Raw genomic sequence first — 13,619 nt, forward strand, 5'->3', positions numbered from 1 at the left:
TGCATGATCACGCAGAGTGGATGGTCCAAAATTCGCCCCTGTGATCGATCACACAGGGCGGGGTGGAGTATACGCCGGAAAAATTCTGCCTAAAGCGAACAAAGTCGACTGCTCGCGAACATCTGTCCTGATCTTGTCCGGATCCCGCGCCGATCGCATCCCGCCTCGCCCTCCCTCGGCATCACGGCACTTCACAGCGGCAGCGTGACGCGCATCACGAGGCCGCCGCCCTCCCTGGGCTCGGCGACGATGCTGCCGCCGTGGGCCCGTGCCACCGAGCGGACGATGGAGAGGCCCAGACCGACGCCCTTGTCGCTGCCCGTGCGCTCCTGCCGCAGCCGCCGGAACGGCTCGAAGATGTTGTCGATCTCGTACGCCGGGACCACCGGGCCGGTGTTCGCCACGACCAGGACGGCGTGGCCGGGCTGGGTCTCCGTGGTCACTTCCACCCAGCCGTCCTCGGGGACGTTGTACCGCACCGCGTTCTGCACCAGATTGAGCGCGATGCGCTCCAAGAGGACCCCGTTGCCCTGGACGACCGCCGGCGCACGCTCCCCGCGGATCTCCACGCCCCGCTCGTCGGCCTCCGCGCGCGTCTGGTCCACCGCACGCGTCGCGACCTCGGCCAGGTCGACCGGTTTGCGCTCCACGATCTGGTTGTCGCTGCGGGCGAGCAGCAGGAGCCCCTCGACCAACTGTTCGCTGCGCTCGTTCGTGGACAGCAGCGTCTTGCCGAGCTGCTGGAGCTCCACCGGGGCGCCCGGGTCGGAGAGGTGGACCTCCAACAGCGTGCGGTTGATCGCCAGCGGCGTGCGCAGCTCGTGGGAGGCGTTGGCGACGAACCGCTGCTGGGCGCTGAACGCCCGCTCCAGCCGCGCCAGCATCTCGTCGAAGGTGTCCGCCAGCTCCTTCAGCTCGTCCTCCGGGCCGTCCAGCTGGATGCGCCGGGACAGGTCCGAGCTCGCCACCTGGCGGGCGGTGCGGGTGATCCGGCCCAGCGGGGACAGCACCCGGCCCGCCATCGCGTAACCGAAGGCGAAGGCGATGATGCTCAGCCCTAGGAGTGCGAAGAGCGAGCGGCGCAACAGGTCGTTCAGGGCCACCTCGCGCTGGTGCGCGAAGCACTGGGCGACCGCGTCGGTGAACTCCGAGCCCGTCCCCTGGCTCGGCAGCTGGCACCAACTGGTGGTCGCCTTCACCTGGCCGGAGACGAACTGGAACGGCAGGCCGTTGCCGTTGTGCAGGGCCTGGGCCGCGAGCAGGTAGATGATCGAAAGCAGCAGGATGCCCGCGATCAGGAACATCCCGCCGTACAGCAGCGTGAGCCGTATCCGGATCGTGGGGCGCAGCAGGGGACGCACCGGGGTGCGCGGGTCCCAGGAGGGCTTCGGCGGCACCTTGGGAGGTGCGGGGACGGTGCCCACCCGATCAGATCCGGTAGCCCGAGCCGGGCACGGTGACGATCACCGGGGGCTCGCCGAGCTTGCGGCGCAGGGTCATCACCGTCACCCGCACCACGTTCGTGAAGGGGTCGGTGTTCTCGTCCCAAGCCTTCTCCAGCAGTTGCTCGGCCGAGACCACCGCGCCCTCGCTGCGCATCAGCACCTCCAGCACCGCGAACTCCTTCGGGGCGAGCTGGATCTCCCGGCCGTCCCGGAACACCTCACGGCGGTTCGGGTCCAGCTTGATGCCGGCGCGCTCCAGCACCGGCGGCAGCGGCACGGTCGTGCGCCGCCCGAGGGCCCGGACGCGGGCCGTGAGCTCGGTGAAGGCGAACGGCTTGGGCAGATAGTCGTCCGCGCCCAGCTCCAGGCCCTCCACGCGGTCCGAGACGTCCCCGGACGCGGTCAGCATCAGCACCCGCGTCGGCACGCCGAGCTCCACGATCTTGCGGCACACGTCGTCGCCGTGCACCAGCGGCAGGTCGCGGTCGAGCACGACCACGTCGTAGTCGTTCACGCCGATGCGCTCCAGGGCGGCCGCGCCGTCGTACACCACGTCGACGGCCATGGCCTCCCGGCGCAGTCCGGTGGCCACCGCATCGGCGAGCAGCTGCTCGTCCTCGACGACGAGTACGCGCACGTCGCGATCCTTCCTCCGGCCCCGTCATCCGTGATCAGGGCATGTCCACGCACTGGCTGTGCGCATCCATCCTGCCCGTTACGCGCGTAAACCGGCTGTAAGGCGGGAACGGGCGGTGGCCGGCGGACGTGGAGGTCCCGTGGATGGTACGGGAATCAACGGGATTTATGGCGGAGTTGAGGTTTCTCTGAGCAAGAGCCGGGGGAGGACGAAAAGACATCCGAGATCACGCCCTGTAAGCGGTGCACCCGTCTGCGCCGCCGACCTGCCCGATCAGAAGGGCAGGGGTGATCATTCCGTCCCCTGGTGCGGCAGCCGTTGCGACAGCGGGACCCGAGGCACACCCCCGTGCCACCGAACGACGACGAGGGGCGCACATGGACGCATTCACCACTGGACTGTTGCAGCGCATAAAGGCCACGGAGAGCGACCTCACCCAGGCCCGCGAGTCGGGTGACCACTTCCTCGCCGACGTGGAGCAGGCGGAGCTGGACGACCTCCGTCGGCTCGCCGCGGAGCACGGCGTCGAACTCAACGCGGCCTGACTTCTGCCTTCGGCCGGTCGACGGACCGGCCCGTCGGGAGAGGTCCGGCGCCGTCCCGTGACGTTGGACCCTCCCCGCTTCCCAGCACCCGATCACCCGACTCGTTCACTTCACTCGCCATGAACGACTCGCCATGAACGACTCGCCATGAACGAAGTGCCGACCGTTCTCCGACCACTCTCCGAGCACGGATCTCCCTTGCCCTGACCGCGGCGCACCCGGCCCCGGAGCCGTCGTCGGGCCGTCGTCGGGAGCCGATCAGTCGTGCCAGGCCCCGAACTCCTCCAGCAGTTCCTGAAGGGGCTCGAAGACCCCGGGGCCGGCCGCCACCGCCAGCTCGCGGGTGGGTGCGCCACCGGGCCTACCGCCGGTGAGCGCGCCCGCCTCGCGGGCGATCAGATCGCCCGCCGCCAGGTCCCAGGGGTGCAGTCCGCGCTCGTAGTAGCCGTCGAGACGGCCGGCCGCCACGTCGCACAGGTCCACGGCGGCGGAGCCGCCGCGGCGGATGTCCCGCACCCGAGGGATCAGTCGCTGCGCGACGTCCGCCTGATGACTGCGCACGTCCGCCACGTAGTTGAACCCCGTGGACACGAGGGCCTGGTCCAACGGGGGCGCCGGGCGGCACCGGACCGGCCGGTCGTTCAGGAAGGCGCCGCCGCCGAGCACCGCACGGCTGGTCTCCCGGCGCATCGGGACCTCGACGACCCCGACGACGGTCGCGCCGTCGCGCTCGGCCGCGATGGAAACCGCCCACGTCGGCAGCCCGTAGAGGTAGTTCACCGTGCCGTCGAGGGGATCGACGATCCAGCGCACCCCGCTGCTGCCCGTGCTGGCGGCGCCCTCCTCGCCGAGGAAGCCGTCCCCCGGCCGGCGCTCCACGAGGAAGTCCCTGATCAGCTTCTCCGCCGCGAGGTCCATCTCGGTCACCACGTCGATCGGGCTCGACTTGGTCGCGGCGACGCCGAGGTCGTCCGGGCGGCCGTCGCGCAGCAGCCTGCCCGCGCGCTCGGCCGCCTCCAGGGCGAGGGCGAGCAGCTCGGACGGCAACGGGTCACTGGCGACGGTCACGGCGCCTCCTCACGTACACGGTGCTTCGGCACGTACACGGGTGCTTCCTCACGTCCGGGAACGGTTGCGGCCAGGGACGACGTCATGCGTACGGACTGTCCACGCCGGCCGCCGCGGGCTTCGGGCTGCGCGCCGGGCAGCACCCCACCGGACACAGGTCGTGCGACGGGCCGAGGGAGCCCAGGGCGCAGCGCGGCACGCTCAACCCGCGCTCGGTCGCCGCCCGCTCCAGCACCAGCTCGCGGACGGCCCCGGCGAACCGGGGATCGGCTCCCACGGTGGCCGAGCGGCGCACCGGGAGCCCCAGCTCCGCCGCCTTCGCCGTCGCCTCGGTGTCCAGGTCGTACAGCACCTCCATGTGGTCCGACACGAAGCCGATGGGCACCATCACCACCGCCGGGGCACCGGAGCCGTGCAGCTCCTCCAGGTGGTCGCAGATGTCGGGCTCCAGCCAGGGGATGTGCGGGGCGCCGCTGCGGGACTGGTAGACGAGCTCCCAGGGGCGTTCCACCCCGGTCTCCTCGCGCACCGCGTCCGCGATCAGCCGGGCCACGTCCAGGTGCTGGCGCACGTACGCCCCGCCGTCGCCGTGGTCCGCCACCGGGCCGGAGGTGTCGGCGGCGGCGGTGGGGATGGAGTGGGTCGTGAACGCGAGGTGCGCCCCCGCCCGTACGTCCTCGGGCAGGTCGGCCAGCGACGCCAGTACGCCGTCGATCATGGGGCGGACGAACCCGGGGTGGTTGAAGAAGTGCCGCAGCTTGTCCACGCGGGGCGGCTCAAGGCCCTCCGCGGCCAGCGAGGCGAGCGCGTCCGCCAGGTTCTCCCGGTACTGCCGGCAGCCCGAGTACGACGCGTAGGCGCTGGTGGCGAGGGTCAGGATCCGGCGGTGGCCGTCCCGGACCATCTCGCGCAGGGTGTCGAGGAGGTACGGCGACCAGTTCCGATTGCCCCAGTAGACCGGGAGGTCCAGCGCGTGGTCGGCGAAGTCCTTGCGCAGGGCGTCCAACAGGGCGCGGTTCTGGTCGTTGATCGGGCTGACCCCGTCGAACAGGAAGTAGTGCTGCCCGACCTCCTTCAGGCGCTCCTTGGGGATGCCGCGGCCGCGCGTCACGTTCTCCAGGAACGGGACGACGTCGTCCGGGCCCTCGGGGCCGCCGAAGGAGAGCAGCAGCAGGGCGTCGTAAGGGGCGGGGTCGCGCTCGTCGGACATGACACCGATCCTGCCACCCGGCACTGACAATGCCGCACCGACCCGTCACGCCGTTCCGTCGGACCATCGGGGAGCCGGTCCCGGCGGCCGCCCGCCCCTCGGAAAACCGGAGGTCGCGGGTGGGGAACGGGTCGCCGTGAGTGTGGGGAATACCCCAGTGCGCCGCACGGATCCGGGTCGTAATCTGTCAACGCCATCCATACGCCTTACCGGAGCCCGTGTTGCCCAGTCCCTACCGCGCCATCTTCGCTGCCCCCGGCAGCAAGGCGTTCTCCGCCGCCGGCTTCGTCGGTCGCATGCCGTTGTCGATGATGGGCATCGGCATCGTGACGATGATCTCCCAACTCACCGGCCGCTACGGCCTTGCCGGGGCGCTCTCCGCGACGCTGGCGATGGCGGCGGCCGTCGTCGGCCCCCAGATCTCGCGCCTGGTGGACCGGCACGGCCAGACGAAGGTGCTCCGACCGGCGACCCTGGTCGCGGTGGCCGCGGCGACGGGCCTGATCGTCTGCGCCATGGCGGGCGCGCCGGACTGGACCCTGTTCGTCTTCGCCGCGGGCGCCGGCTGCGTCCCCAGCGTCGGGTCGATGGTGCGCGCCCGCTGGGCCGCGATCTACCGGGGCTCCCGGCGCGACCTGCACACGGCGTACGCCTGGGAGTCCATCGTCGACGAGACGTGCTTCATCTTCGGCCCCATCGTCGCGATCGGACTGTCCACCGCCTGGTTCCCCGCCGCGGGCCCCGTGCTCGCCGGAGCCTTCCTGCTCGTCGGCGTCTTCTGGCTGACCAGCCAGCACGCCACCGAGCCCGTGCCCGCGGCGCGCGAGCACCACACCCCCGGCTCGGCGATGGCGTCCCCCGGCCTCCAGGTGCTGGTGGTCACCTTCGTCGCGACGGGCGCGATCTTCGGATCCGTGGACGTCGTCAGCGTCGCCTTCGCCGAGGAGCAGGGCCACAAGGCGGCGGCGAGCCTGGTGCTCGCGGTCTACGCGCTCGGCTCGTGCGTCGCCGGCCTCGTCTTCGGGCTGCTCCACCTCAAGGGGGCGCCCGAGCGCCGCTGGCTGCTGGGCGTGTGCGCGATGGCCGTGAGTATGATCCCGCTCCAACTGGTGGGGAACCTATGGCTGCTGTCCGCGGCCCTCTTCGTCGCCGGCCTGGCCATCGCCCCCACGATGGTCACCACGATGGCGCTGGTCGAGTCGCACGTCCCGAGCACCAAGCTGACCGAGGGCATGACTTGGGTCAGCACCGGACTCGCGGTCGGCGTCGCGCTCGGCTCGGCCGCCGCGGGCGGCGCGGTCGACGCGTGGGGTGCCGAGCGGGCCTACGGCGTCGCGGGGGTTGCCGGAGCGATGGCGGCCGTGGTGGCGTTCCTCGGGTACCGCCGGCTGCGGCAGCCGGCACCGACGCGGGAGGGGCAGCGGGTTGACGAGCGCGATCAGCACAGCGAGCGCGACGCGAACATGGCGTAACTGGGCGGGGAACGTCAGCGCCCGCCCGACGCGGGAGGCCGTGCCCGCGTCCGCCTCCGAGGTGGCGGAAGCGGTGCGACGGGCCGCCGAGGACGGCCTCACCGTCAAGACGGTCGGCTCGGGACACTCCTTCACCGCGGTCGCGGCCACCGACGGCCTATTGATCCGTCCCGACCTGCTCACCGGGATCCGTCGGATCGACCGGACGGCGATGACCGTGACCGTCGAGTCCGGCACGCCGCTCAAGCGGTTGAACGCGGCCCTCGCGCGCGAGGGGCTCTCGCTCACGAACATGGGCGACATCACCGAACAGACCGTCGCCGGGGCGGTGAGCACCGGCACCCACGGCACGGGCCGGGACTCCGGCTCCATCGCCGCCCAGATCACCGCGCTGGAGCTGGTCACCGCCGACGGTTCGCTGATCACCTGCGACGCAGAGCGGAACGCGGACGTCTTCGCCGCCGCCCGGATCGGCCTGGGCGCCCTCGGCGTGATCACCGCGATCACCTTCGCCGTCGAGCCCCTCTTCCTGCTGGCCGCGCGCGAGGAACCGATGTCCTTCGCCAGGGTCACGCACGACTTCGACGAACTGCACGCGGAGAACGAGCACTTCGAGTTCTACTGGTTCCCCCACACGGGCAACTGCAACACCAAGCGCAACAACCGTACTGCGGGCCCGCTCGCCCCGCCCGGCGCCGTCAGCGGCTGGATCGACGACGAACTGCTCTCCAACCGACTGTTCCAGGTCGTCAATTCGCTGGGCCGGGCCGTGCCCGCCACCATCCCGACGATCGCCAAGATCACCAGCCGCGCCCTGTCCGCGCGCACCTACACCGACATCCCCCACAAGGTCTTCACGACTCCGCGCCGGGTCCGCTTCCTGGAGATGGAGTACGCCGTGCCGCGCGAGGCGTGCGTGGCGGCGCTGCGCGAGGTGAAGGCGATGGTCGAGCGCTCCCCACTGAAGATCAGCTTCCCGGTGGAGGTGCGGACGGCGCCGGCCGACGACATCGCGCTCTCCACCGCCTCCGGCCGCGACAGCGCGTACATCGCCGTCCACGTGTACCGGGGGGCGCCCCACCGGGGGTACTTCACCGCGGTGGAGCGGATCATGACCGCGCACGGCGGTCGGCCGCACTGGGGCAAGCTGCACACCCGCGACGCGGACTACTTCGCCCGGACGTATCCGCGGTTCGACGAGTTCCTGGCGCTGCGGGACCGGCTGGATCCGCAGCGGTTGTTCGGCAACGACCACCTGCGGCGGGTGCTCGGCGCGTAGCGGCGCCCCCGTACGAGTCCTTCGACACGGGTCCCTGCACCCGGGTCCCTCCGGGACGAGCGCCTCCGTGCGGGCGCCTTCCGAACGATCCTCGAAGCTCGTCCTGCCCTTGGGGCCGTCTTACGGATCAGGCTCTAGGAGCCGCCGGTGCCGGCTCCCGGGGAAGCGCCGGACGTTTTGGCGCCGCCCTCCGTGCCGGGCCTGCCGTCCACGGGCGGGGAGGGCTGTGCCGGTGGTGACGCGGGCTGCGAGGGGTCGGCGGGGTCGGCCGGGTCGGGGTCGGTCGAAGGACCGGTCGACTCCTTGGGGTCTGGCGCCGGCTTCGTGGGCTCGTCCTGCTGGGGCCGGTCCGGGTCGGGAGCCTGCTCCTCCTGCTGCCGTTCCCGGTCTTCCGTCCGCTGCTGGTCGCGTTCGTCGGCCGGCGGGGTGGAGGGCGCGTCCTTCGGCGGCGAGCCGCCGTCCTGGTCGCCCCGGACGACCGAGCCGACCGTGGTGCCGTTGCCACCGTCGAGGCCGGAGCCGGAGAGCACTTCGTACCCGGTGATCCCGGTCATGGCGACGCCGAAGACCACGGCCGCGGCCACGAGGGGGCGCTTCCAGCGCCGCCCGCGGGTGCCGTGGGTGGTGGGAGCACCGAACTCGCCGCCGCTCTTCCCGTCCCGTACGGCCGTTCCGTCGAAGCCCTGGGCGCCGGGTGCGGCACGGGGCCACACGGCCGTCGCGTCCGGCGGTTCGGCCGTGGCGTACGGGCCGTCGGGCAACGGCGAAAGGGTGTGCCGGGCCGCTTCCCCGGGACGACGGAGGCGACGCGGTCGGGTGGTGGCCCCGCGTATCTGGTCACCCGTACGGCTGAAGAGGTGCTGGAAGACCGAGCCGCCGCAGGTGGCGACGACGCTGACCACGCCGGCGCCGATGATCGTGCCGTAAACGCCGAGCCTGGAGGCGAGCACGGCCGCCGCGACGGCCGCGAGGGCGCTGCCGGCCACCTGGGGGACGCTCAGATCCAGCCGTCGTCCGGTGCGCTCGTCGTGCGCCGCGTCCCGGTCGCCGTGCTCGTCGAGCGGGTCCCTCCGGTTCCGAAGTTCCCGGGTGTCCTGCTGGTTTTCCTCCCGGTCGTACCGGTGTGCACCGGTATCCGGCCTCTGATGCATCTTCAGCCCCTACTCGCCTTTCTTCCAAACCTGTACGCAAGAGGGACAGATGAGCGAAGTGATTAGTTCCCTTTGGGAAGATTCTGTGAACCAGAACACGCGTCTTCCGCGCTCCGTCGTCGAACTGTGGCGAGCGTCGCGAACTTCGGTGGCGCGGCAGTCCACCCCCATGGCCCGAATGGAGTACTGTGGCGAGCCCTGGGCCCGAGCTCCCTCATGGGTGTCCGGACCTCGGAAAAGGGGGCCGAAAGCGGCGCTCGAACCGGCAGCGCCGTGAAACCGCACGGAAATCTGCACGCAGAGTGACGCTCCAGTCACGCTGAGTGGCCAACAGGTAACCGTGCCATAACGGCGATCACGGGTATGTGCCCGACACGCCGGTGCAACTCGACAAGGTTGTGGCAGGCTGCACCCGGGCAGGCCACACTCGACTAGCGGAAGCAGCGACGCACAGGTGACGTCGGCAGGCACCACCCGGGAGGTCCCCATGCCCGAACTGCGTGTCGTGGCCGTCTCCAACGACGGCACACGACTGGTGCTCAAGGCTGCGGACAGCACGGAGTACACCCTTCCGATCGACGAGCGGCTGCGCGCGGCCGTGCGCAACGACCGCGCCCGGCTCGGTCAGATCGAGATCGAGGTGGAGAGCCACCTCCGTCCCCGTGACATCCAGGCGCGGATACGTGCCGGTGCCTCGGCCGAAGAGGTGGCCCAAATGGCCGGCATTCCGGTCGAGAGGGTGCGTCGCTTCGAGGGTCCGGTGCTGGCGGAGCGCGCCTTCATGGCGGAGCGCGCCCGCAAGACCCCCGTACGCCGTCCCGGCGAGAACTCCGGGCCGCAACTCGGCGAGGCCGTGCAGGAGCGGCTGGTGCTGCGCGGTGCGGACAAGGACACCGTCCTGTGGGACTCCTGGCGCCGCGACGACGGCACCTGGGAAGTGCTGCTGGTCTACCGGGTCGCCGGCGAGACGCACTCGGCCACGTGGACGTACGACCCGCCGCGCAGGCTGGTGCAGGCCGTCGACGACGAGGCGCGGGCGCTGATCGGCGAGACGGACGACACGATCGCGGCGCACGAGCCGAGCCTTCCGTTCGTGCCGCGCATCGCCCGGCTGCCCAGGGACCGGCCGCTGGACCGGACCGGGGACCGCCCGTCGGACCGCGACCGTACGAACGGGAGCGGCACGCACGGCCCTTCGTCGGGCGAGGACGGTAGCGGTGAGCGGGACTCCCTGACGAGCCTCTTGGAGGCCGTGCCGAGCTTCCGCGGCGACCTGGTCGTGCCGGAACGGGTCACTCCGGCCGAGTCGACCGTCGAGCCCGAGCAGGAGCCCGAGGCGGCGGAGGAGCCGGTCGCGCCAGCGGCGTCGGCGGGCGCCGGATCCGCGTACGCCGACGTGCTGATGCCCCGTTCGGTGGCCGGCCACCGGGACCGGCTGGTCGGCACGACGGACCGTCAGGCCGAGGCGGACGGCGTGCGCCCGGGCCGTCGGGCCGCGGTGCCGAGCTGGGACGAGATCGTCTTCGGCACGCGCCGCAAGAAGCAGGACTGAGGACCGCACGGGTCCTGATGGCGAGCGGGGCCCGGTTGCCGGGCCCCGCTCTTCGTCGTCCGGTGGGGAGCGCCCACGGCGCCACCGCGCGCGCCAACTCCTCCAGGCGGGCGGGCAACCGCTCCACGTACCGCTCCGACTCCGGTTTCATCAGCACGCTGCGCAGTGCGCGTGCGCCGTCATCGTCCGCGACCACTTTCGGGTGACGGGCCGTGAAGGCGGGCGCGTGCGCAGCGGTCGTGTCCGTCAGTGCGGGGCGTCGCCCGCGGCCGCGCGGACGAAGGCGTCGAAGACGCGTTGCTGTGCGGGGTCGTCCTGGGCGGTGTCCTCGGGGTGCCACTGGACCGCCGTCAGCCAGCCCTTCGCGCCGACCAGTTCCAGCGCTTCGGGGGTGCCGTCCGCCGCGCGTGCGGTGATGCGCAGGCCGTCGCCGAGCCGGTCGACCCGCTGGTGGTGGTAGCAGGAGACTTCGACCTTCTCGCCGCCGACGATCCGGGCGATCCGCGAGCCCGGGCGCAGGGTCACCGGGTGGACCACGTGCCGGTGTTCACGGGCGGGCCCGCCCATGTCCTGCTGGAGCGTGCCGCCGAGCACGGTGTTGACGACCTGGAGGCCCCGGCACACCGCGAGCGTCGGCAGACCGGTGCGGAGCGCCTGACGGGCCGCTTCGAGGTCGAAGCCGTCCTGCTCGGCGTGGACGTCGTACAGCCGCTCGTGGGGCTCGCCCTCCTCGCCGTAGCGGTGCGGTGCGATGTCGCCGCCGCCGGGCAGCAGGACGCCGTCGAAGCGGGTGAGGCGGGCGGCCACGTCGGGTGCGTAGGCGGAGCCGCCCGGGGCGTACGGATGGACGGTGACGGGTTCGCCGCCGGCCCGCCACACCGCTTCGACGAGCGCACGGGAGCTGACTTCGGCGGCGTACCGCAGCGCGGAGGCGGACGCGGAGAAACGGGCGGGGATCGCGATCAGCGGTCGCGGCATGGGCACGGCGGATCCAAGGGGGGTGTTCGCCCGACCGTCGCCGACGGAGGGACGCAAGCGCACGAGGGGGGTGGGCGGCGGCGGGTGCGCACGTGGTCGTCAAGAGGGAAGCACACGCGCCGTCGAGCGGATCGTATGGCGCCAAACGAACTGTCGGCAAGAGCCGGGTGCGGTGCGGGCGGCGGGTTGGACGGGTCCGCCGCGGCGGATCAGGTGCGCGGGGTGCCCTTGGCGCGCCGTCGACCGCTGCGGCGCGGCACCGGCGCCTCGCCGCCGAGGAGTTGCCGTCGGCGCTCCTCGCCGTGCGTCTCGATCTGCACCACCACGCGCCGCAGGGCGTCCGCCGTCTGTCGGCTCTCCTCGTCGCTGAGTTGCGCGGCGACGAAGACCTCCTCCTCGTTGAATTCCGGGAAGAGGCTCTGCATCAGCTCCTCGCCCTCGTCGGTGAGGGCGAGCAGCACGCGCCGGCCGTCGGAGGGGTGCTCGCTGCGGCGCACCAGCCCCCGCGACTCCAAGGTGCGGGCCACTCCCGTCAAGGTGCCCTTGGAGATGCCGGCCTCCGCGGCCACCAGCCGGGTCTCCATCTGGCCCCAGATCCACACGACCCACAGCACGACGAAGCCGGTCCACGTCAGATCGGAGCCGCGCAGCACGGAGTTCTCCACGTGCTGGCGCACCGCCGCGGCGGCGCGGTGGATGTTGCCCACCATGGCCATTTGGTCGTGGTGGACGGGCGCTCCGCCCAGTTTGGCCCGGATCTTTCGCTCGGTCTCGGCGATGGGTCGCTGACCAGGCACGGACCCTCCTCTGGCTGATGGCTGAGCTGATGACCGACCACGGTCGACCGGGTGCGCGGGGTGTCCGACGGTCCGGCTGTCCGGGTCAGATCATAGGTGCCTGGCCGAGGAGGGAGCCGGGCGCCGCCCTCCCCGGGGGAGCGGACGAAAGCCGGCCGCGGTTCGGTCGCGACCGGCCGATTCCCTAGGAGGCAGCCCTGAAGGGGCGTACGGCTTGCTCAGGGGCGTACGCGGTGCTCGGCAGCGTACGTGGTGCTCCCTCCGCGCCGTGGTCGCAGCGCGGAGGTGACGAACGGGCCCGACCGCTGCGCACGGCGGGCCGCTCGCGACGGTCAGGGCACTCGACGGCGCGTGCAGGGCTCGCTCACGCGCGTCGCGGGGACGCCATCCTTGCCGCCCGGGCCTCCTTCTCCGCTTCTTGCCACAGCCGCCGCAGCATCCGGGCCCGTTCGGCCGGACGCATCCGGGAGATCGCGATCTCCGCGCACGCGACGCCGTCCGCCCACGGCATCGTCACCACTCCGCGCTGCCGCGGAATGCTCGTCACCCCGGCCTGGTGCGGCAGCCGGTGCGGCTGGCGCAGGTCCGCGCCCCGGGCACCCACCCCCCGCCCCTCCGCGCCGCGCGACTCGGAGGCCGCGGCGCGGGCGTCCGCCCGCTGCTTCTGCTGTTGCGGACTGAGCCGGGAGAGGTTGCGCACGTGCACCACCTTGCGCCGGCCCGCGAGCAGGTCGGCCTGGAGCTCCGGGCCGAGTTCCAGGACGGATAGCTTGGAGGAGATCGTGGACTGCGCGATCCCGAGGCGCTTGGCCGCCTTGTTCTGGGACCCGTAGAACTCCACGAGCTTCTTCAACGCGTACGCCTGCTCCAGGGGGTTCATGTCGTCGCGGTGGACGTTGGCCACGAAGGCCGCTTCGAGCAGCGAGCGGTCGGTCGACACGAGGGCGTCGTCGACGCTGACGCGGACGGTGGTCAATCCGGCCGCGCGCGCCGCCTCCAGCCGACGGTGACCGTCGACCACGATGTAGCGGGCGTCCTGGTCGAGCTCCGCGGCACGGGCGGGCCGCTCGCGTATGTACGCCTCCACGGACGCGACCGTGATGGCGTTGACGAGGCCGATCTCGCGGATGCTGGTCGTCAGCGGCTGGAGGTCCCGCAGCGCCTCGCGAGGATTGTCGGGATTGCGGCCGATCAAGCTCAGCAGCAACTCCGACGGTTGGTTGGTGTCCTGGTCCGCGAGGGGATTGCCGTCCGCGGCAGATTCCGGGTGGGAGTGGATTTTGGTTTCGGATCGTGACTGGTCGGTCCTGTCGGTCTCGATGAACATATCGGAAGACATGCTGGTGAGCCCTTTCGTCTTGCCTGCCGCCCGAGTTCCCCGTGTTCTAGCCCGAGCTTGGACGAATCTTCCAGAGCCCTCCGGCCAGAGCCTGGCCAAGTGGTTGCCAAGCGCTTGCCACGGAGCCGGCTGATTGCGGAGGATTC

12 protein-coding genes are annotated in these 13,619 nt (G+C 71.8%); 4 read left to right on the forward strand and 8 right to left on the reverse strand.

Features of this window, described 5'->3' with window-relative positions; translation table 11 throughout:
• Positions 1–191 precede the first annotated feature (191 nt).
• Together ACH4E8_RS19295 and ACH4E8_RS19300 are read right to left on the reverse strand one after the other, a co-directional pair.
• Complete coding sequence (locus ACH4E8_RS19295; protein WP_398449678.1) at positions 192–1,424, reverse strand: sensor histidine kinase; 1,233 nt, start codon at positions 1,422–1,424, stop codon at positions 192–194.
• Positions 1,425–1,428: 4 nt separating this feature from the next.
• A complete protein-coding gene (locus ACH4E8_RS19300) occupies positions 1,429–2,082 on the reverse strand; it encodes a response regulator transcription factor (RefSeq protein WP_361544286.1) in 654 nt (217 codons plus the stop codon).
• A 377-nt stretch (positions 2,083–2,459) separates the two neighbouring features.
• Between ACH4E8_RS19300 and ACH4E8_RS19305 the strand changes: the two genes are divergently transcribed.
• Positions 2,460–2,627, forward strand: coding sequence for a hypothetical protein (locus tag ACH4E8_RS19305; protein WP_398449680.1), 168 nt, complete (start codon positions 2,460–2,462; stop codon positions 2,625–2,627).
• A 258-nt stretch (positions 2,628–2,885) separates the two neighbouring features.
• On the opposite strand, the gene ACH4E8_RS19310 is transcribed toward ACH4E8_RS19305, so the two are convergent.
• Both ACH4E8_RS19310 and ACH4E8_RS19315 read right to left on the reverse strand, forming a co-directional pair.
• Entirely contained in the window at positions 2,886–3,695 is an 810-nt protein-coding gene (locus ACH4E8_RS19310) for an inositol monophosphatase family protein (RefSeq protein WP_398449682.1), read from the reverse strand.
• 82 nt (positions 3,696–3,777) lie between these two features.
• Entirely contained in the window at positions 3,778–4,905 is a 1,128-nt protein-coding gene (locus ACH4E8_RS19315; protein WP_398449684.1) for a ferrochelatase, read from the reverse strand.
• A gap of 221 nt (positions 4,906–5,126) precedes the next feature.
• Between ACH4E8_RS19315 and ACH4E8_RS19320 the strand changes: the two genes are divergently transcribed.
• Positions 5,127–6,377, forward strand: a complete 1,251-nt coding sequence (locus tag ACH4E8_RS19320; protein WP_398449686.1) for an MFS transporter — start codon at positions 5,127–5,129, stop codon at positions 6,375–6,377.
• Positions 6,331–7,656 carry a D-arabinono-1,4-lactone oxidase gene (locus ACH4E8_RS19325; protein ID WP_398449688.1) on the forward strand — a complete coding sequence of 442 codons (1,326 nt, stop codon included), beginning with the start codon at positions 6,331–6,333 and terminating at the stop codon, positions 7,654–7,656. Before ACH4E8_RS19320 ends, ACH4E8_RS19325 begins: the two co-directional genes overlap by 47 nt.
• 134 nt (positions 7,657–7,790) lie before the next feature.
• On the opposite strand, the gene ACH4E8_RS19330 is transcribed toward ACH4E8_RS19325, so the two are convergent.
• Positions 7,791–8,807, reverse strand: coding sequence for a hypothetical protein (locus ACH4E8_RS19330; protein WP_398449690.1), 1,017 nt, complete (start codon positions 8,805–8,807; stop codon positions 7,791–7,793).
• Between the two features lie 454 nt (positions 8,808–9,261).
• On the opposite strand from ACH4E8_RS19330, the gene sepH reads away from it, so the two are divergent.
• Positions 9,262–10,359, forward strand: a complete 1,098-nt coding sequence (sepH, locus tag ACH4E8_RS19335) for a septation protein SepH (RefSeq protein ID WP_398449692.1) — start codon at positions 9,262–9,264, stop codon at positions 10,357–10,359.
• Between the two features lie 246 nt (positions 10,360–10,605).
• Here sepH and ACH4E8_RS19340 read toward each other — a convergent pair whose 3' ends face one another.
• The 3 genes from ACH4E8_RS19340 to ACH4E8_RS19350 all read right to left on the reverse strand — a co-directional run bounded on the left by ACH4E8_RS19340 (position 10,606) and on the right by ACH4E8_RS19350 (position 13,473).
• A complete protein-coding gene (locus ACH4E8_RS19340) occupies positions 10,606–11,337 on the reverse strand; it encodes a gamma-glutamyl-gamma-aminobutyrate hydrolase family protein (protein WP_398449768.1) in 732 nt (243 codons plus the stop codon).
• A 209-nt stretch (positions 11,338–11,546) separates the two neighbouring features.
• Entirely contained in the window at positions 11,547–12,134 is a 588-nt protein-coding gene (locus tag ACH4E8_RS19345) for a MarR family winged helix-turn-helix transcriptional regulator (RefSeq protein WP_398449694.1), read from the reverse strand.
• Positions 12,135–12,498: 364 nt separating this feature from the next.
• On the reverse strand, positions 12,499–13,473 hold the full coding sequence (locus tag ACH4E8_RS19350) for a ParB/RepB/Spo0J family partition protein (protein WP_398449696.1): 975 nt from the start codon (positions 13,471–13,473) through the stop codon (positions 12,499–12,501).
• Positions 13,474–13,619: the final 146 nt, after the last annotated feature.

The sequence above is a fragment of the Streptomyces sp. NPDC017979 genome, from assembly GCF_044328175.1.
Classification (GTDB): Bacteria; Actinomycetota; Actinomycetes; order Streptomycetales; family Streptomycetaceae; genus Streptomyces.

Excerpts from the sequence above, each read along its gene's own strand:
- ACH4E8_RS19305 (WP_398449680.1), top strand. The coding sequence starts at position 2,460 with ATGGACGCATTCACCACTGGACTGTTGCAGCGCATAAAGGCCACGGAG.
- ACH4E8_RS19315 (WP_398449684.1), bottom strand. The coding sequence starts at position 4,905 with ATGTCCGACGAGCGCGACCCCGCCCCTTACGACGCCCTGCTGCTGCTC.
- ACH4E8_RS19330 (WP_398449690.1), bottom strand. The coding sequence starts at position 8,807 with ATGCATCAGAGGCCGGATACCGGTGCACACCGGTACGACCGGGAGGAA.
- ACH4E8_RS19340 (WP_398449768.1), bottom strand. The coding sequence starts at position 11,337 with ATGCCGCGACCGCTGATCGCGATCCCCGCCCGTTTCTCCGCGTCCGCC.
- ACH4E8_RS19350 (WP_398449696.1), bottom strand. The coding sequence starts at position 13,473 with ATGTCTTCCGATATGTTCATCGAGACCGACAGGACCGACCAGTCACGA.